At 56.5% G+C, this 19,194-nt stretch carries 16 protein-coding genes and 1 riboswitch; of the genes, 9 read left to right on the top strand and 7 right to left on the bottom strand.

What is annotated here, in order from left to right:
* Window positions 1-39 precede the first annotated feature (39 nt).
* From DESFRDRAFT_RS10390 to DESFRDRAFT_RS10415, 6 genes are all read right to left on the bottom strand, one after another.
* Window positions 40-846: an ABC transporter ATP-binding protein gene (locus tag DESFRDRAFT_RS10390; RefSeq protein WP_005993678.1), complete on the bottom strand. Its 807-nt coding sequence runs from the start codon at window positions 844-846 to the stop codon at window positions 40-42.
* Window positions 843-1,853: a FecCD family ABC transporter permease gene (locus tag DESFRDRAFT_RS10395; RefSeq protein WP_005993680.1), complete on the bottom strand. Its 1,011-nt coding sequence runs from the start codon at window positions 1,851-1,853 to the stop codon at window positions 843-845. The genes DESFRDRAFT_RS10390 and DESFRDRAFT_RS10395 overlap by 4 nt, the downstream gene beginning before the upstream one ends.
* Window positions 1,850-2,719 (bottom strand): ABC transporter substrate-binding protein, encoded by an 870-nt coding sequence (locus DESFRDRAFT_RS10400; RefSeq protein WP_005993681.1) that lies wholly within the window; start codon window positions 2,717-2,719, stop codon window positions 1,850-1,852. Before DESFRDRAFT_RS10400 ends, DESFRDRAFT_RS10395 begins: the two co-directional genes overlap by 4 nt.
* Window positions 2,716-3,540, bottom strand: a complete 825-nt coding sequence (locus DESFRDRAFT_RS21295) for an adenosylcobinamide amidohydrolase (RefSeq protein WP_081458455.1) — start codon at window positions 3,538-3,540, stop codon at window positions 2,716-2,718. The genes DESFRDRAFT_RS10400 and DESFRDRAFT_RS21295 overlap by 4 nt, the downstream gene beginning before the upstream one ends.
* Window positions 3,440-5,446, bottom strand: coding sequence for a TonB-dependent receptor plug domain-containing protein (locus tag DESFRDRAFT_RS10410; RefSeq protein ID WP_005993685.1), 2,007 nt, complete (start codon window positions 5,444-5,446; stop codon window positions 3,440-3,442). The genes DESFRDRAFT_RS21295 and DESFRDRAFT_RS10410 overlap by 101 nt, the downstream gene beginning before the upstream one ends.
* A 108-nt stretch (window positions 5,447-5,554) precedes the next feature.
* Window positions 5,555-5,751: riboswitch (cobalamin riboswitch) on the bottom strand.
* 85 nt (window positions 5,752-5,836) lie between these two features.
* Entirely contained in the window at window positions 5,837-6,103 is a 267-nt protein-coding gene (locus tag DESFRDRAFT_RS10415; RefSeq protein ID WP_043794474.1) for a hypothetical protein, read from the bottom strand.
* A gap of 513 nt (window positions 6,104-6,616) precedes the next feature.
* Between DESFRDRAFT_RS10415 and DESFRDRAFT_RS10420 the strand changes: the two genes are divergently transcribed.
* From DESFRDRAFT_RS10420 to DESFRDRAFT_RS10450, 7 genes are all read left to right on the top strand, one after another.
* Window positions 6,617-7,081, top strand: a complete 465-nt coding sequence (locus tag DESFRDRAFT_RS10420; RefSeq protein WP_005993687.1) for a MarR family winged helix-turn-helix transcriptional regulator — start codon at window positions 6,617-6,619, stop codon at window positions 7,079-7,081.
* 60 nt (window positions 7,082-7,141) lie between these two features.
* A complete protein-coding gene (locus DESFRDRAFT_RS10425) occupies window positions 7,142-9,607 on the top strand; it encodes an efflux RND transporter permease subunit (protein ID WP_005993689.1) in 2,466 nt (821 codons plus the stop codon).
* Between the two features lie 64 nt (window positions 9,608-9,671).
* Entirely contained in the window at window positions 9,672-10,505 is an 834-nt protein-coding gene (locus tag DESFRDRAFT_RS10430) for an outer membrane lipoprotein-sorting protein (protein ID WP_005993691.1), read from the top strand.
* On the top strand, window positions 10,505-11,794 hold the full coding sequence (locus tag DESFRDRAFT_RS10435) for a hypothetical protein (protein ID WP_005993692.1): 1,290 nt from the start codon (window positions 10,505-10,507) through the stop codon (window positions 11,792-11,794). The genes DESFRDRAFT_RS10430 and DESFRDRAFT_RS10435 overlap by 1 nt, the downstream gene beginning before the upstream one ends.
* A 57-nt stretch (window positions 11,795-11,851) precedes the next feature.
* Window positions 11,852-12,442 carry a methyltransferase domain-containing protein gene (locus tag DESFRDRAFT_RS10440; protein ID WP_005993693.1) on the top strand — a complete coding sequence of 197 codons (591 nt, stop codon included), beginning with the start codon at window positions 11,852-11,854 and terminating at the stop codon, window positions 12,440-12,442.
* A gap of 55 nt (window positions 12,443-12,497) precedes the next feature.
* The gene (locus DESFRDRAFT_RS10445; protein WP_005993694.1) at window positions 12,498-13,046 is read left to right on the top strand and encodes a hypothetical protein; all 549 of its coding nucleotides are present in this window, start codon (window positions 12,498-12,500) and stop codon (window positions 13,044-13,046) included.
* Window positions 13,047-13,269: 223 nt separating this feature from the next.
* A complete protein-coding gene (locus tag DESFRDRAFT_RS10450) occupies window positions 13,270-14,478 on the top strand; it encodes an IS256 family transposase (protein WP_005993695.1) in 1,209 nt (402 codons plus the stop codon).
* A 205-nt stretch (window positions 14,479-14,683) separates the two neighbouring features.
* Here DESFRDRAFT_RS10450 and DESFRDRAFT_RS21300 read toward each other — a convergent pair whose 3' ends face one another.
* Window positions 14,684-15,571 (bottom strand): LysR family transcriptional regulator, encoded by an 888-nt coding sequence (locus DESFRDRAFT_RS21300; protein WP_005993696.1) that lies wholly within the window; start codon window positions 15,569-15,571, stop codon window positions 14,684-14,686.
* A 137-nt stretch (window positions 15,572-15,708) separates the two neighbouring features.
* On the opposite strand from DESFRDRAFT_RS21300, the gene DESFRDRAFT_RS10455 reads away from it, so the two are divergent.
* Window positions 15,709-16,080 carry a hypothetical protein gene (locus DESFRDRAFT_RS10455; protein WP_199533118.1) on the top strand — a complete coding sequence of 124 codons (372 nt, stop codon included), beginning with the start codon at window positions 15,709-15,711 and terminating at the stop codon, window positions 16,078-16,080.
* Window positions 16,081-16,891: 811 nt separating this feature from the next.
* A complete protein-coding gene (locus tag DESFRDRAFT_RS21305) occupies window positions 16,892-19,177 on the top strand; it encodes a PocR ligand-binding domain-containing protein (RefSeq protein ID WP_005993697.1) in 2,286 nt (761 codons plus the stop codon).
* Window positions 19,178-19,194: the final 17 nt, after the last annotated feature.

The raw sequence follows: 19,194 nt of genomic DNA on the forward strand, positions 1-19,194 counted from the left end.
TAAGCGCATCCTCAACCGCTCATCGGAGTAACTGCATCGTTATCCCGATGAACGGGAAAAGCATCCCCCTGGCAAGGCCGTGACACGAGGTGTTCCCGTAAACGGATTGCTGTCAACAGCTAGGTTCCAGTCATAAGCGTCGGCCAGATGGCCTTCGCTGAGCACGTCAACCGGGCATCCCTCCGCGATGAGGGTTCCCTCTCGAACAAGCAGCATCCTTTCCGCATAGGCCGAAGCCAAGTTCAGGTCATGCGACACCATCACGACAGTCAGGCCGTGTTCGAGGCGGATATGTTCCAGCAAGTCCATTACGCGCATCTGATGTCCTGGATCGAGACTGGCCGTCGGTTCGTCCAGGAGGAGCACATCCGGTTCCCGACACAGCGCCTGGGCCAAGAGCACCCGGGCGCGTTCACCTCCGCTCAAGGTTCCCAGTCCTCGCTTTGCCAGATGCGCCACATTGGTCATATCCATGGACCGCTGCACCGCTTCCTTGTCTCGCCGTGTCTCCAGGCCCAACCAGCCCATCCGAGGGGCTCGTCCCAGCCGGACCGTCATCTCCACCGTAAATGGAATGTCCGCTTCGGGAGACTGTGGCAGATGCGCGACGGACCTCGCCATTCGTGCCGGGGGAAGGCTGGAGAGAGCGACACCCAGAAGCGTTATTCGCCCCTGGCAGTGCCGCTCGTGCCCGGCCAGGGCTCGCAGCAGCGTGGATTTCCCTGATCCGTTCGGCCCGACGATGATGCAGCATTCCCCTTTTTTCACGGTCAAATCGAGAGGACCAAGGATGCGGCGGCCAGAAATATCGACCGTTAGGCCCTGGACGGCATAGACTGTGGTCATGCCCCGCTCCGCCTGAGAAGATAGAGGAAGATCGGTGCGCCGAGCATGGCGGTGAGCACGCCCACCGGCATGGCCCCTTCATGAGAGAGCAGTCGAGCCAGAAGATCACACGATACGAGAAAGCACGCACCGAACAACAGGGAGCCAGGCACCAATACCCGTTGGTCATGACCGCAGATCAGCCGTAGGATATGCGGGCAGACGAGCCCCACGAACCCGAGCAGTCCGGTCTGGCTGACGACGGTCGATGTCATCAGTGCGGCCGCGACAACGAGCAGGGCTCGAACCTGCCGGACTCGCACTCCGAGATTAGCGGCCGCCTCGTCGCCAAGGAGCAGAAGGTTCATAGGCTGGGACAGGACGAACACCACCCCGGTTCCGGCAACGACGCAGGGGGCAAGAACCGTCAGGGAATTCAGGGTGGCCGAAGACGTATCACCCATGAGCCAGACCAGGGTGGCGTGCAGTGTGTGATCTCTGGCCACGGAGAGGAAAAACATGATGGCGGCCGAACAGAAGGCATTGACCATAACGCCGGATAGAACCAGGGAAGTGACGGACACGCGGCCTTCCCGCAGTGAGAGGACCACGGTGAGCGTGAAGGCTGCCATGGCTCCGGCAAAGGCGAGAGGGCCGGCTCCCAGGAGGAAGGGCAACCCGAGCAGCACGCCACCCACCGCGCCCAAGCCCGCTCCGCCGGACACGCCGAGGATATAGGGGTCAGCCAAAGGATTGCGCACCAGCGTCTGAAAAACGAGGCCACTAAGGGAAAGCGCACCGCCAGCCAGGGCCGCCAGCAGGGTTCGAGGCAGGCGCAACTTCCAGACAATGGCCAGGATGGTCGGATCGCAGGTCTCGCGTCCCAAAAGCACCGGCAGCACCTGATCCAGGGCGAGAGAACTTGATCCCACGATCAGACCGGCGACCAGGACCGCTATGAGCAGTCCACCAAGGGGCAGACACGTCAGGAGCAGCCGAAGGGGCAAGGAGGCATCTCTCTGTCTCATGGTTGTTTTTCCGTCGCCGGAACCGGCGGAATATGCAGCAACCGGGCTAATTCTTCCAGGCCCTGGGTCAATCGGGGGCCGGGACGGTCGAACAGGTCGGAATCCAGGATGAAGATACGACCGCTGTGCACGGCGGGCACCTCGGGCCAAGCGTTCCATCGTGTCCTGGCCGCTTCGAAGGCTTCACGGCCCATGGTGGGGATGAGAACGACATCAGGTCGGAAGGCTACAGCCTGTTCAGGCGTCAGTTGCGGGTATCCTCGCATGGTGGCACAGACGTTTTTTCCTCCAGCCAGTTCGATAAGTTCGTTGATGAACGTTCCCCCGCAAGCGGCATACATGGGGGCATAGCCGATCTGGTAGAGCACCGACGGTTGGAGGCCGTCGCCCCGTTTCCGGGTGATACGCGCCACGGTTTGGCGCATGGCGTCGGCCAATGCCACGGCCCTTTCCGAAGCGGCAAGGAGGTTTCCGATCTTCTCAATGGAGGCAAAGACGGCCGCAAGCGTATTTGTATCCAGGATATGGACAGGGACGCCAAGAGAGATAAGCCGTTCGGTGGTCTCCTGGGGTGTCATACCCTCCACGGCCAGACAGCAGTCGGGGCGCAGGGCCAGGATGCGCTCCAGGTCGGGGTGTGCATACGACCCCACCCGGGGAAGACGCTTGGCCACTTCCGGAAAGTCGCTGTACGTGGATGCCCCGACGAGTAGGTTTCCGCGATCCAGGGCGTAGACGATTTCCGTCAGGCTGGGGGCCAGGGCGATGACGCGCACGGGAGACCCCGCCGTCGCCTGTGACGGGAGAAACCAGGGGAGCCAGCAAACAGCCAGGATGGCCGCGGAAAGACGCAGTGCGGTCTTCATCTGTTCACTTCCCAGGCAATGGAGGAGGAAAGCGCTTCCATGACTGCCCTGCCCAACATCTCCCCGAAAAGGACATGCTTGCCGCACCAGCGAAGCGGGGGGCCCTCCCCACAGGCCAAGGTCGCACAATCGGTGCCCGTGCCTGTGGCTACAAGCCCGCTGACCGCGCTTTTGATACCATACTCCGAGAGCACGGCGGCCTTCGCTTCGGTCATGATCATGAGGGCCTCCAGCAGGGCCGCATCCGTGAGCTTGGCATTGGTAGCCGCCAGGATATTGATAGTACCCGCCGGCAATGCGTGGTCGTTCTTCTCCTGGTAGTCGGCCCTGTCTCCGGCCCGTCTGGCGTTGGCCAGGCCAGCCGTCAATATGACCCCCACAGCCACTCCAGCCTCATTGCGCCACGCCCAACGACAGGAATCCATAGAGGCAGCGGTCATCATGCCAATGGTCGGGCTAGACCAGTGGTGTTCGCGACAATACCGATCAAGGGTCGTCTCGGGAGGTGGATACTCACTCGGAGCGCGTGACCCGTCCTCATGAACGCGAAGGATGAACATATTCCTGGCCCTGGTCAGGCCTCCTCCAAGAGGGGACCAGCCACACGTCCGCCACCACCCCGGCAATATCAAGCGCACATAGTGGTCTGTGCGCTCCAGACTCAGGTCGGCCAATTCCGGGGGGGCCCCGGGGATTGCCGTCACGGGCCGATCCGCCGGCTTAGAATTCGTAGCGGACCCCGACACCAAACGTCCTCCCAGGCATGGGATAACCATCGACATAACTGTACCGTTCATCACCGAGATTGTTTGCAAACACATACGTCTCCAGTTTTTTGGCTGGACGTATGGAGAGTCTAGCATTCATGACGAAAAATGGGTCTTTGTCCACGACCTTGCCATAGTTGGCGGAATGCGTATCCCAGTCATACACCTTCTGGGGCCCCTGCCACTGCCCGTTCAGGTTGAGGGTGACCCGGGAGTCAAATCCGAACTGCACACCAGGGTTCAAGCTGTATTCCGACAGATTGAGTACCGTGTCCGTCCCGCGCGCGCTGACCAGCTTGGAATCCTCGACCTTGCGCTGAGCATACCAGATCCAATTCAGAAAGGGGGTCACCGACAAGCGATGGCTGCCAATGTCGAACTTGTGGCTGTACCGGGTGAACCCTTCCAGACCGGCGAGTTGCGAACCAGCGGAATTGATCCAGGTTTGCCAATAGGGGTTACCGTTGACTGTGGTTGAGGTCGTGGTGATGGCATCGGTGTAGAGCGTGTAGAAATAGGTTCCGGAGATTTCCAATCCCTTCCAGTTGATGTCGAGCCCTCCTTCCCAGGTCGTGCTCGTCTCCGGGGTCAGATTGGCATTGCCGATGTAATTGCTCCAGGAATCATGGTAACGGCCGCAGAATTTATAGGCATCCGGTGGCGTGAAGGCCGAGCCGGCCGACGTCCGCAAGGTCAGCCAGGACAGCGTTCGCCAGGTGATGCCGCCCCGCCAGCTCAGGTGGTCCATGGTGCGTGGCTGGGTGGTGGCATCGGTGAAGCTGTCATTGTCGAGAATACGCAGGTTGTACTGATCATAACGCAGGCCGGCCAGGAACGTGAAGTCGCCGATATCAACCTTCTCTTCTCCATAAATGGACAAGTTTTCGTAGTTGGAGTCGGGGGCGTAGACACCGTCGCCATCACGATGCTCCCTGATGTCGCGATATTGCCCGCCGATGGTAAAGCGCCCCAGAGAGAAGGTGGGCACGGAAACGCGCCCATCAATCCCAACCTGATTCGTGGTGAAGGAGGAGCGTTCGTAATAGGGCGTATCGGTGTTGGCATAATCATGCTCGTTGACCCAGGTCGCCAAGCGCCATTGCACATTGCGAGACTCGGTTGCCCCATCATAGATGGCGGCAAAATTTTTCATGGCGTCCTGAATCCTGGCCGTGTGGGTGGGCGAATAGGTCGGACCGGGATCACCCATGTTCCAGGCGTTGAAATAGTTCCCGAAGAGATGGAAGGTATGGTTTTCAACCGGAGTCATGGTCACGGTTCCGGAGGTGGCGAGATCATGATAATCGGTGTTGCGGTACCGCCAACCGCCGCTTGCGTCGTATTGCTCCACAGTGGTGACCCGTCCGGCCAGGGAAAAACCCAATCGACTGTCCTGGGTCCCCCCCTGGGCGGAGGCCTTGGGCTGGAAGCGGTTGAAGCTGCCGTACTCGGCCTCGACAGAGCCGGAGGGGGTACCTTTTCCACGCTTGGTGATGATGTTTATTACCCCGCCCATGGCCGAGGCCCCGTACAGGACCGAACCGGGACCGCGCATGATTTCCACGCGTTCCACGTTGCCAAGGGGTATCAAGGTGAGATTTCCGGACCCGAAGGGATTGCCGTCCACCAGCACCAGTGTCTTGGCATCCATGTTCGCCCCGGGTGAATCGTAGGTGTTGAAGCCACGGAGACTGAACCCCATGTAGGCCCCGGGATACTGAACGACCGTGCCCGGCGATTTTTGGATGATTAATTCGCTCAGGGTATCCACGCCGAGTTGATCAATGTCGTCACGGCTGAGGACCTCGACATGAACAGGCACTTCCCTGGCCGGAGCTGGCGTCGCCGTGGCCGTGACCAACACCTCGGGAAGGTTATAGGAGTTCTCTTGGGTGTCAGCCGCCAGTCCCAGGGACGGCAAGGCCAGGGCCACAGCCCAAAAGACCAGTAAGCAACGCATAAAAAAACCTCCTGCTTCGTGAAAGAAGAGGAGGGCCCGAGGAAACACAGAGACGACACTCCATCAATCAGACGGGGTGTCGTCCATGGGTTGGCTCTGCCTCGAAGCCCACCATGAATCTCGCAGGCTGGTCTCCCGGCTCAAGGATCGTCCTACTCGCCGCGCCTTCCCATCCGCGCCTTTTGCGTGGACAGTGGCGGTGTGCGGTTTTCGTCCCCTTTCACGGTTGCGGGCCAGCGCCGGTTTTTCACCGGACTTCCCACTTAGCCGCATCGGTGCTGCGGACCTGCAAGATCAACAATGCGGAGTAGCTGCCTGCTTTATATGGATGTTGTCAAGTCGATTCACGTTTTGGAAACAACCACATCCCTGAACGCGGCATGCCATTTCTCAAATGTAAAGGAGGAGGCGCCTATCACCGCGTGATGTCAAACCGGATCGGCAGGATGACCCACACAGCCCTCCCCCGGACATCTTGGCGATGTTGTCCCCCATGGTCTTCTTCATGGTGGCCGGGGAAGTATTCTTCTTCACTTCCTCAAAGGACTCGGGGATACCACCCGTCCCCCCAGTGCAACCATGGAACTCGCGCAGCGTCATGTCGAACGAAAACTCGTCCACGCTCAAATCATCGTCCAGCAGCGGCTTCAGGTCCAACGGCTCCTTCGGTCCGCCAGAGGGACTGCCGGGATTGTAGTGTTTCGCATTGGTGGGTTCCGGGTCAGGGGGGGGCCTTCACCAGTAGAACCGGGGCCACCCGTACCGATGATGTCCCGGACAAAGTCTGTAGGGCTGGGGGGCATTGCTGTCCTTGGAGTGGCGCGCCTTCATCGCAAGCATCTCTTCAATGTCCGCGTTGGTAATGATCTCGCCACACAGCCGTCGGATAACGCCGAAAACGGAAGTGACGCAGAAAACATCCCATCAGGTCCAGATCCATGGCCGGCTCGCCTTTGGGGCGGTGGTGTCAAGTCGACCTCGCCAGCCCGGGGAGGACGAGCGCTTGGCGGTCCGTCCAATTATTCGCGACACCTTCGGTGCCCAGCGACGAGGGGCACGGAAGGCAGGGCGCGCAGGGTTGACAACATGGTTTAGCTAATTTACCGTTTGACGCAATCGAGGTTCACCCGGAAGTCGGGCAGGGGATATCAGGCGGTTTTGCGAGGCGATATGGAAACAAAGGACGATCTCATCCTGGGCACGGTGCGCCAATTCCAGCGCGTGGCCGCCAAATACGCCCGCATCGAGGAGCTGCCGATCCCGGTCGAGGACGGCATCGAGGTCACGACCCGGGAGGCCCATACCATCGAGGCCGTGGGCAACCGGAAGCAGATGAGCGTCACCGACGTGGCCAACGCCTTCGGCATCACCAAGAGCGCGGCCTCTCAGATGGTTTCCAAGCTGTGCGACAAGGGTTTTCTCGAGAAAAAACAGGCCCCGCACAGCAACAAGGAATTCCAGCTGACGCTCACGCCCCTTGGCCGAAAGGCCTTTGAGGCCCATGCGCGTTTCCATGGAGAGGACAAGGAGGCCTTGATGGAACGGCTTCGTGGCTATTCCCTGTCCCAGATCGCTACGATTTCCGTGTTGCTCGAGGCCATCGGGGAAGTCATGGACAATCGGTTGTCCCGGTAGGCGGGGTATTTTTTTTCACTCTAAGGTTAAGCAGCTTAACTAAAGACGCAGGAGTATCCCATGAAAAGATTTCGGGCCGCGCTCGTGAACTTCGCGGTCGAGCATTCCAAACTGGTCGCTTTGGGGCTTTTGGCGACCATGGTCTTTTTCGCCGCGTTCTTTCCGAACATGACTATGGACACGGACCCGGAAAACATGCTGGAGCCCACGGAACCCGCGCGGGTCTTCCACAACGCCGCCAAAAAACGCTTCGACTTGAGCGAAACCATCGTGGTCGGCGTCATCAAGGAAGATGACCCCAACGGCGTGTTCAATCCCCGGACCCTGGCCCATGTTTACGAACTGACCCGGTTCGCCAAAACCCTTCGTTTTGCCGATCCAGAACACCCCGGCAAAACCACGGGCGTCATCGAAGTGGACATGGTCGCGCCTTCGGTGGTGGACCACATGCACCAGGCCGGGCCGGGCACCATCGTCTTCGACTGGCTTATGCAACGTCCGCCGGCAACACAGGCCGAGGCCTTGGCCGTACGCGATAGGGCCCTGTCCAATCCGCTGCTCGTCGGCCAGATGGTTTCGGCCGACGGCAAGGCGCTGTGCCTGTACCTGCCGCTGACGGACAAGCTTTTAAGCTACAAGGTCTATACGGCGCTGCAAGAGAAGATACGGGAGTTCGGCGGCTCCGAGGATTGGCATATCGCCGGCCTGCCCGTGGCCGAGGGGGCCATCGGCGTCGAGATGTTCAGCGAGATGGTTGTGGCCTCGCCGCTGACCATGGCGCTTATTTTCGGCATGCTCTACGCGATGTTTCGCAAATGGAGCCTGGTCATCCTGCCCATGCTCATCGCCTCGGTGACGGTGGTGGCAACTCTGGGCTCCATGATCGCCCTGGGCTTTCCGGTGCATATCTTAAGTTCCATGCTGCCTATTTTCCTGATGTCCATCTCCATCTGTGACTGTATCCACGTGCTTTCGGAGTTTTTCGATGTCTACACCGTGGAAAAAGGGCGCAAGGAAAGCATCAAGGAGGTCATGCACACCCTTTTCATGCCCATGCTCTACACTTCGCTGACTACGTCGGCCGGTTTCTTCTCCTTTGTCACCACGGACATTCCCCCGGCCAGGGTTTTCGGCGCCTTCGTCGGTGTCGGCGTCCTTTTTGCCTGGATCATCACCATTCTCTTCGTCCCAGCCTATATCATGCTGCTGCCTGAACGCATGCTCCGCAATTTCGGCTTGGCCGCGCATTGTGGGGACAAGGAATCCTTTCTCACGCGAGCACTGCATCGGCTGGGAGAATTGGCCTGCCGACGGTCCAAGACGGTTCTGGCCTTGTTTGTGGCCTGCGCCGCCCTTTCCGTCTGGGGCATGTCGCAAATCAACATCAACGACAACTATGCCAAACGCTTTGCCGTGGGCCATCCCATCCGCGAGGCGGACACGGCGCTCAACAGGCATTTCGGCGGCACCTATACGGCGTCCCTCGTGTTGGAGGGCAAAGACGGCAAAGAGATCTTCAAGCGCCCGGACGTCCTCGATTACATGGCGTCTCTGCAGGCCTGGCTGGTCAAAAACGGCTACATCGGCAAAAGCACTTCCCTGGCCGACATCGTGCGCAAGGTGCACCAGGAGCTCATCGACGGCCGCCCCGAGAACTTTCGGATACCGGCAAGCGCTCCGGCTGTCGCCGAATGCGTCATGCAGTATCAGCAAAGCCACAAGCCCCGCGACATCTGGCATTTCGTGACGCCGGGCTTCGATGCGGCCAACATCTTCATGCAGTTTCAAAGCGGCGACAGCATGCGGACAGAGGAAGCCGTCCAGGCCATTGCCGGCTATATCGAAGCCCACAAACCGCCTGTCGACCTGTCGTACAAGTTCGCCGGCCTGCACTACATCAACTACATCTTTCAGGGGAAGATGTTCTGGGGGATGCTGGGGTCCCTGGGCGGGAGCTACGTCATCGTGCTGGCCATGATGGTCCTGCTTTTCCGCTCCATCATCTGGGGATTTCTCTGCATGATTCCCCTGACGCTCACCATCATGTTCATCTACGGTGCCCTCGGCTTTCTCGGCCTGGACTACGACATGCCCGTGGCCGTGCTCGGGGCCATCTCGCTTGGCATTGCCGTGGATTTCGCCATTCATTTCCTGGAGCGCAGCCGGCAGTTCACTGCGGAAACAGGCTCCTGGATAAAAGCCGCTCCCCGGATGTTCGGCGAGCCGGCCCGGGCCATCAGCCGCAACGTCATCATCATCGCCATCGGCTTTCTACCCATGCTGGTCGCCTCGCTCGTGCCCTACAAGACGACCGGCATCCTGCTTTTCTCCATCCTGACCATTTCCGGATTCGTCACGTTGGTGCTGCTGCCGGCGATTTTGACGATCGCCCAGGATTGGCTGTTTCGGGCCAGACGGTTCCGTGTCCAGGACAAGGTCGCAGCTCCGGATGACGACCCCGCCCTGGTCCTGGCCAGGACAGGCGATCCGAAACCCGATCCGGCAAACGGCATCGGGCGACAATAGGCTTCGTCGTCGGAGAAAAAGCAACGGCGCACAGGCCTACAAAACACCGTAAGGGAGATCGACCATGAAAATCGTATTTGGCTTCTTGTTGTTGTCACTGGCCCTGTTTGGCACTTCAGGCCGCGGCAACGCGAGCGACGACACCCCATCCATCGAAACCATCATCGCCAAATCAAACCATGCGTCCCTCTATCAGGGAACGGACTGCCAGGGGACGACAACCATGACCATCACCGACAAGCAGGGCCGCGTGCGCAAGCGCCAGTTCAACATGCTGCGCAAAAACGGCGATACCCAGGACAAGGAGCAGAAGTACTTCGTGTATTTCATCGAACCGTCCGATGTGCGCAAGATGGTCTTTATGGTGCACAAGCATGTCGGGGAGGGAAAAGACGACGATCGTTGGCTCTATATGCCGAGCCTTGACCTGGTCAAACGCATCGCGGCCAGCGACAAGCGCACCAGCTTCGTCGGTTCGGATTTTCTTTATGAGGACATCTCCGGCCGCAGCCCCGACGAGGATACCCATGCGCTGGTTGAAACAACGGACAAATTTTATGTCGTGAAAAACATTCCCAAAAAACCGGACGCCGTGGAGTTCGCCTTCTACGTCGCCCATATCGACAAGACGACCTTTCTTCCCATGAAGATCGAGTACTTCAAGGCGGAGGGCAAACCCTACCGGGCCATCGAGGTCTTGGCCGTCACGTCCGTGGGAGCCACGGAAAACGGGAAACAGGTCACCTATCCGACGGTTGTGCGCTCCGTGGCCAGGGACCTGGAAAGCGGTGGGCAGACGGAAATGGTGTTTGCCAACCCGCGCTACAACGCAGGGCTCACGGATGATCTTTTCACCGAACGCTATCTGCGGCGCGCACCCAAAGAGGTTCTGCAATAATGAACGCGCCCGTTTGGGCCGGGACCAGGCAGGGAATCCTTTCCTGCCTGGCCCTGGCGGCCTTTTGGCTGGCTTTTGCCGGCGACAGTCTGGCGGCGTCCCTTTGGGACCGGTTCAGCACGCCCGAGGTGCATGGTTTCCTGGAGGTCCGGGCCGGCTGCCGCACCCAGCCCGATCCCTATGAAAAGGAAGCTTCCGTCCTGGAAACGCGGTTGCAGGCGGAAGTGTCCACGCGGACGAGCTGGGCGCAGTTCAAATACAAGGGGGATATCTGGTACGACGGCGTCCTGGAACAGGCGCGCTACGACACCCGCGAAGCCTGGATGTTCCTGCGCCCGGCCGATTTCCTCGATATCAAGCTCGGGCGGCAGGTGCTGACCTGGGGCACCGGCGACCTGGTCTTCCTCAACGACCTGTTTCCCAAGGACTGGCAGTCCTTTTTCATCGGCCGGGACGCCGAATATCTCAAAGCGCCCTGTGGTAGCGTCAAGGTCAGCCTGTTTTTTGACTTTCTCAATGCGGATTTCGTGTTCACGCCGCTTTTCGCCAGCGACCGCTTCATTACGGGCCAATACGTCTCGTACTGGAACGGCGCGCTGGGACGCCTGGCCGGCAACGAATCGGAGCTGGACTTCGACAAGCCCGACCAGTGGGTTACGGACGCCGAATACGCGGCGCGCCTGTACCGGACCGTCGGCGCCTACGAGCTCGCCCTCTACGGCTACCTCGGCTTTTGGAAGAATCCAGGGGGCATTGCCGCTTCCGGAGAATACATCTTTCCGCGTCTGCGCGTGTACGGCGTAAGCGCCAGGGGGCCAATGGCCGGAGGCATCGGCAATATCGAACTGGCCTACTACGATTCCATTGAGGACCAGGACGGGCGCGATCCGAACATCAACAATTCCGAGATGCGCTATCTCGTCGGGTTCGCCCGGGAGATCTGCCGGGATTTCAACGGAAGCGTTCAATACTACGTGGAGCAGTTGCTGCGCTACCAGGACTACCGGGCCACCTTCGAGGGCGACCATCCCCGGGACGAGTTGCGGCATGTGCTGACCCTGCAACTCACCAAACTGCTCATGAACCAAAATCTGGAGCTTTCCCTTGCCGGCTACTGGTCGCCAAGCGACCATGACGCCTACTTGCGCCCGAAAATCCTTTATAAGTGGACAGACCACATCAGGCAGGAGGTCGGAGCCAATATTTTCTTGGGGCAGCGAGACGATACCATGTTTGGCCAATACAAGGCCGACACGAATATCTATATGGCGCTACGGTACAGTTTTTAGGCACAATAAACCAAAACGACATTCAGTTAGCACCGCCGCGACAAGGGGAGGTTCACCATGCGGACATGTCATCATTGCGATTCGACCACCGGCAAACGCCGCCACCCGTCGAGTTACGACATGCAGGCTTCGCAAATCGTCTTTGCCGGTCTGGACCTGCAACCGGGGGACGTCTTTTTGGACGCCGGCTGCGGCCTGGGGGAGTACGCCCTGGAAGCCGCGCGCCGCGTCGGGCCGACGGGCATGGTCCATGCCTTTGACGTCAACCCCGGCTGCATAGAGGACTTGGCGAGCCAGGCCGCCGCGCTCGGCCTTTCCCACCTGCATGCCGCTGTCGTGGACATCACCCGGCCGCTGCCCTTGGCCGATGCTTCGATCACGGTCGGCCTGCTCGGCACGGTGCTGCACATTCCGGCGGTCACCCGGGCCATGGCCACGGTGTTTACGGAGATGCGCCGGGTACTGCGTCCGGACGGGCGGCTGGGCGTCGTCGAATGCAACCAGCATTTCTTTCATGGTCCGCCGCTCCCGTTGCGGCTGGCCGCAGGGCGGATCACCGGGGAATTGGAGTCGTGCGGCTTTCAGCCCCTCGGGATCACTGACATGGGATACAATTATCTCTCGTTGTATCGAAAATCGATGCCATAATCCAAAGCCGCTTACGAAGCGAAGGCCATGTAACATCCAACAGGAGATGCTTATTATGAAAACGCTTGTTTTTTACGATTCCCTTGGCGGCAACACCGAACGCGTGGCGCGGGCCATCCATGATGTTGTGGCCACCACCTGGGGCGATGCGGAAATTCTCAAGGCACACAAGGAGATCGCCGTCAACTTCACCGACTATGACCTCATCCTGATCGGCTCGCCGGTCATTGACTGGTTACCGACCAAAAAGCTCATGGACCACGTCATGGGATTCATGAAGTCCGAAAACGCCGCCGGCCGCATCAGGCCTTCCTCGCCCATCGTGCCCGGCAAGTTCGGCGTGTGCTTCGGCACCTTCGCCGGGCCGCATATCGGCCGGACCGAGGCCGTGCCCATGACGGCCTGGCTGCGGGCCTTTTTGGAACACCTGGGCTATCTCGTTCTGGACGCCTGGCATGTGCCCGGAGCCTTTCAAAAGCGCGACGAACTCAACCGTTACGGGCGGTTGGGCGATATTCGCCACCGTCCGAACGAGGCGGATCTTGCTGACATCAGGAACCGCACCACCGGGTTGCTCACGACCTTGAGTGCCTACCGGAGTTGACTGCTTTCTTGGCCATGCAGATGTCCGAAACAGACCGGGATGCATGGCCAACTTGGCACCTTGGCCGAGAGTCCTGGGTAGAGTCCACGGAGGTGGTGTAAATTCTGGAGTCGTCCAGGCCGGAGGGGGCCTCCAGCCTGGACGGGATGGGCGAGGTGGCCATCGGGCCGATTGGCTGTAAGGTGAAGTTGCGACGCCGCACCTGCAACCAAAGGAGATCACGATGGCCGAGGATAACATGGCATTAATCGAGTTGATGCAAAAGGCCGATGGCGGTGATTTTCTCCGCTGCCTGGCGGAAGCCGTCTTGCAACTTCTCATGGAAGCCGATGTGGATGGCTTGATCGGAGCCAGCCGCCACGAACGAAGCGCCGAGCGAGTCAGCTACCGCAACGGCTACCGGGACCGCAGCCTTGATACTCGCGTCGGCTCCCTACAACTGCGCATCCCCAAGCTGCGCCAGGGCAGCTACTTTCCGCCCTTTCTGGAGCCGCGCAAGACCAGCGAGCGCGCCTTGGTAGCCGTCATCCAAGAGGCCTGGATCGGGGGCATATCGACGCGGCGCGTGGACGATCTCGTCCAGGCCATGGGGCTTTCCGGCATCTCGAAATCCCAAGTGTCCAAGCTGTGCAAGGACATCGATGAACGGGTCCATGCCTTTCTTTCCAGGCCGTTGACGGGAGAATGGCCCTATTTGTGGCTGGACGCGACCTACCTCAAGCAACGCGAAGGCGGCCGGGTGGTCAGCGTCGCCGCCATAATCGCCGTGGCGGCGAACACGGAAGGCCGCCGGGAAATCGTGGGATTGCATATCGGCCCCAGCGAGGCCGAGCCGTTCTGGTCTTTTTTCCTCAAAGGCCTTCTTTGTCGGGGACTTACTGGCGTGAAGCTGATCGTCTCCGACGCACATGAAGGCCTCAAAGCCGCCATCGCCAAGACGTTCGGGGCCACGTGGCAGCGTTGTCGAGTCCACTGGATGCGAAACGCCTTGGCTCGGGTCCCCAAGTCCCAGCACGCCATGGTTTCGGCCGCCCTGCGCCAAGCCTTTTTACAGTCGGATGCTGCCAGCGCCAGCCAGACCTGGCGGCATGTCGCCGACCAGCTTCGCGGCAAATGGCCAAAACTCGCCAGCTTCATGGACGAAACCGAGCACGACGTGCTGGCCTACATGACCTTTCCGGCACAGCACCGGGTCAAGCTGCACAGCACCAATCACCTGGAAAGGCTGAATAAAGAGGTTAAGCGTCGGGCGGACGTGGTCGGGATCTTCCCCAACGAGCAGTCCATCATCCGGCTCATCGGGGCCATCTTGCTGGAGCAAAACGACGAGTGGCAGCTGCAAAGCCGCTACATGCAGGTCGAATCCATGGCCGAACTCAACACCCAACAAAACGAGGCGCAGCCAGCCCAAATTCCACCCAGGGCAGCCTGACCAATGGCCACCTCAAGCACACCAGAATATACACCACGTTGACGGATGTAACCTTCTACTTTTCCAGTTGATTTTTCAAAGATTTTGCTTGGGATGGGGTTTGGATGGCCACATCTTGGAGCAAGTATGCGGCCCTACGCGGCAGGAGTGTATCTCCTGGGTCGGATGATCACGAACAAGTTAAAATGATTGGATAAATTTTTTGTTATTGCAGACTTTGAAAATGCTCGACAACATGATCCACAAATAGACGGATACGCTTCGGCATCCGGTCATTAGGCAGGGTCAGGTTGATATCAACCTTGGCCAAAGGCCAGTCAGGAAGAAGTTGAACAAGATCGCCATTTTTATCAAATACTTTGGCGAGTTGGGGAATAACTGTCGCCACACCCTGGCCGGCAAGCAATAATTCTAAGGCAAGGCCAACGCTTTGTACCGTGTGCTTGGGATGAAGCACAACAGTCTTAACGTCATCACCTTTGCTGCATGTTAATGTGTAGCGCCCCTCCTGTGTCTGTGCAATAAACGGCAGTCTTTTCAAGTCGTTGGGGTATTTTGGTTTAGGATGGTTCTTTAAAAAATCAGCTGTGCAATACAGTGCAGGATGTAAGGACAAAAGTTTTCTGACTTTCAGTTCAGGATATGGCACTTGTCCTGTTCTGATATCCAAATCGAATGGCTCTCGGTGCAAGTCTTTCCATTCAGCTGAAAATATAGTGTGTAAATCGATATTTGGATATTTTTTTGTAAACTTGCCAAGTGCCCCATGCATACAACAGTGATAAACAAAGGCTTCAACGGAAAGCCTAATTGGGCCGGATGGCTCTATTTGCTTTTGTGAAAGGCGTTCTTTGACACCGTTCGCTTCTGCCATAATAAACTTACAGCTTTCCAAAAATTCTTTCCCATCCTCTGTCAGCGCAATTGTCCTGGTAGTCCGAAAAAACAGCCGTACCCCGAGCGATCCTTCCATTGCCGCTATGCGACGTGAAAGCGTTGCAAGGGGAATGTCCAAAGCCTCTGCCGCCTGGGTAAAGCTGGAACGGTTTGCTGCTTCGATGAAGTAAGGGATATCTGCCAGGAGTTTACGCATAGTTTCTCTCATTTAGGACAATAGTGTATCTTTATTTTGTCATATGCTAACGTTTTTTGCAATGATACATGGTTCTCACCTGAAGTCAACCAAGTCGGCTAGGAACAGCGCTAACTACGCAAAATAAGGAGAGAAAAGTGGACACTGAAATCCAAGTTGATGAAAAGCTCATCGAGGCTTTTCACCTCATGTTTGACCATTTTCCGGAAGGAGCACAGTTGGCGCACAAGTCAAAAAAAATTGTGGCTCTTAACCCAGCCTGCGAAGCAATTGGGAGGAAAGTCGGGATGATTTGCGCCAAGCATGGCCCGCCGGAAGCGCATAAAGGATGCCTTGCCAATAAGACGATTAAAAATCATAAAGCCACTTGGGCAATAGTCGCTCAAGCGGTCCCCGGTGGTCAGGTGCCGGTGACTTTCTGGCTTCCCATCGACGGATACCCAGATTTCTTCATCCACTTTGGTGTAGGGTATATGAAAGACTATGCCGTCCCGCCAGAAGTTGATTGAACTTATCTAGCCATCTAACGCAAAGCCCCCTGTTTCTTATGTTCGTAATAGTTCGGGGGGCTTTCAAGATATCACATATGTACTCATCACATTGATTTGTTCCACGTCTTGTACCTTTCTAAAGCTGGGTATCAGAGGTAAACCTCCGAGCCAGGGAGGTCCATCTTCACATACACTGCTGTCGCAGTCTTCTTTAGCTTGTTACACCCGGTAGTCCCGACGACGCTTCTAAAGCCCCTGGAGTTGCCCCCGCTTACCTTAAGCTTTTCCGCAAACTTCTTCTTGAAGTTATCCCGAAGCATTTCAATATTATCGAGAAGAACCGCGAGTTCGATGAGTTGTAACGCGCTTTGAAACGAATAGTTTCTTCAAAGCGGGATATAGAACTCTTGGGTATGGGTAGGGCAGAGGGTTTTCCGGGGTTCATTGCGCGATGCTCGAGACGCATGCGGCGATGCCACGCGTGCTCAACTGACCTCCGCACATCCCGCAAGAGCATTTGAGTTCTAACTCGTTTAGATTGAATGATTTGATTTCCAATGTGCCTATCTCTGCCGCCGCCTCCCTGTCTCCGGCACATAGGGGCCTGCGTTTTGTATCCGCCGATTTTTCAGTAATCTTGTTGAATTTTTCGGTTTGCAGTTTGTCGATGATGACTGTCTGTCTCCCGAATCGTGCAGAGCAGCGATTTTCCGTCCCAGAGGTGTTGTGGATGTTTCGCATTTGGAGCATGTTGAAGAAGTGGGGTCGGCTAATCTCTGTCCACACTCCGCGCCAGGGGGGCTTTCTGACGGCAAATGGGGAGGGGGATATGGCGGATATTAATAAAACAAAAAAACAATTACTCTATGAACTTGGTCAGGCCAGGCAACGTATCTCCATACTTGAGTCCATGCTGCCTGAAGCAATCTCAAAAGAGAAGGCTCAAGAAGGGCGCATTGGTGAAAGATCAGGCGAGTATCTTCGTAGTGTTGTAAGAACCATCCCTGACCTTGTTTGGCTTAAAGATCCCGACGGGATTTATCTGGCCTGTAATGCCGCATTTGAAAGTTTTTTTGGTGCAAAGGAATGTGAAATAGTTGGCAAGACAGATCATGATTTTGTTTCCAAAGAGCTTGCTGATTTTTTCCTTGAGCATGACAGAAAGGCAATGGAGGCTGGGAAATCAAGCATAAATGAAGAGTGGTTGACGTTCGCAGGTACTGGCAAGAGTGGCTTATTTGAGACCATTAAAACGCCAATGCTTGACCCAAATGGAAATGTTATTGGAATTTTGGGGGTTTCGAGAGATGTGACCGAGCGTAAAAATGTAAGTACGGCCCTCGAAGAACGTTTGGCTGCCCTGACTAAGCCCTTGGACGATTCAGGCGAAGTAACATTTGAAAATTTATTTAATATAAAAGATATTCAACAGCTACAGGATGAGTTTGCTCTGGCGACGGGTGTCGCATCAATCATTACACGTCCTGACGGCACTCCAATTACAAAGCCTAGTAACTTTTGCAGGTTGTGTAATGATATTATTAGAAAGACAGAAAAAGGTTTGAGAAATTGTTATAAATCAGATGCAGTACTTGGGAAGTTAAAAAAGGACGGGCCAACTATCCAACCTTGTATGAGTGGTGGACTGTGGGATGCCGGTGCTGGCATTTCCGTTGGCGGTCGACATGTAGCTAATTGGCTTATAGGGCAGGTTCGAGACGAAAGCCAGACCGAAGAGAAAATACGCGCCTATGCTCGTGAAATCGGAGCGCAAGAAGAGGACATGGCGCTCGCATTTTCAGAAGTGAAGTCCATGCCTCTTGAACAGTTTGAGAGAATCTCCAGGGTGCTTTTTACAATTGCGAACAAGATTTCAAGTATTGCCTATCAAAATTTACAGCAGGCTCGCTACATTAATGCTCTTAAACTAGCTGAGTCAGAATTGGCCACGACACGTAATTATCTTTCTAATATTATCGACTCCATGCCTTCCGTGCTCATTGGTGTTGATACAGGTTGCAAGATAACGCAATGGAATGTGAAGGCTTCCAAAACTACAAGACAGGATTCGCATGAAGTGCTTGGAAAAAGAATTGATGAAGTTTTGCCAAGATTGTCTTGTGAGTTGGAGCGGATAGAAGAGGCAATGCGCACTCGAACAGCTATATCCGACTCTCTGCAAACTGTTGTAAATGGAGGTAAAATATATGAAGATATTGTAATTTATCCTTTGGTTGCTAATGGCATAAACGGAGCCGTTATGCTTATCAATGATGTAACCGATCGTATTAGACTTGAACAGATGATGGTTCAGTCTGAGAAAATGGCATCTGTCGGTGGATTAGCTGCCGGTATGGCACACGAGATCAACAACCCGCTGAGTTCTATTCTTCAAGCGGCTCAAGTCTGTCTGATGCAGGTCAATCCGGAAAGTGCCTCCAATAAAAATGTAGCTGAGACTTGTGGTTGCACCATGGAAGCTGTGCATTGCTACCTTGAAGAACGTCGCGTGCTCAAATTCCTGGATGGCATCCATGAAGCAGGGAAGCGCGCGGCTGGTATTGTGTCCAGTATGTTAGAGTTTTCCCGCAAGAGTGAATTGCATAGGGCTCCAACCAATATTCACGATATTTTGGACAAGAGTGTGAAACTGGCGGCAACTGACTATGATCTTAAAAAGAAATATGATTTTCGACATATCACTATAGAGCGATACTATGAGCCAGGGCTGCCCCTTATTAACTGTAACCGCACCGAAATCGAGCAGGTTATTCTTAACCTCCTAAAGAACGCGGCTCAAGCCATCGCGGGCCAATCACAGCACGAAAAAGTACCGACTATCAGCCTACGTACCAGGCGAACTGCCAGCGCTGTTAGAATAGAGGTGTCCGATAATGGTCCCGGTATGACCGAGGCGGTGCGCCGGAGGGTCTTCGAACCCTTTTTTACCACCAAGGAAGTCGGTGAGGGCACAGGACTTGGTTTGTCGGTCGCGTATTTTATCGTTACCTCCAATCATGACGGCTCGATCTCTGTAGAATCGGAGCCAGGAAAGGGCGCTACGTTCATTGTGGAACTTCCTCTCTCAGAGGGAGGGGGCGGTGTTCCTGGTTGATTGGGCAGTTTGGCGGC

This window comes from Solidesulfovibrio fructosivorans JJ] (assembly GCF_000179555.1).
GTDB lineage: Bacteria > Desulfobacterota > Desulfovibrionia > Desulfovibrionales > Desulfovibrionaceae > Solidesulfovibrio > Solidesulfovibrio fructosivorans.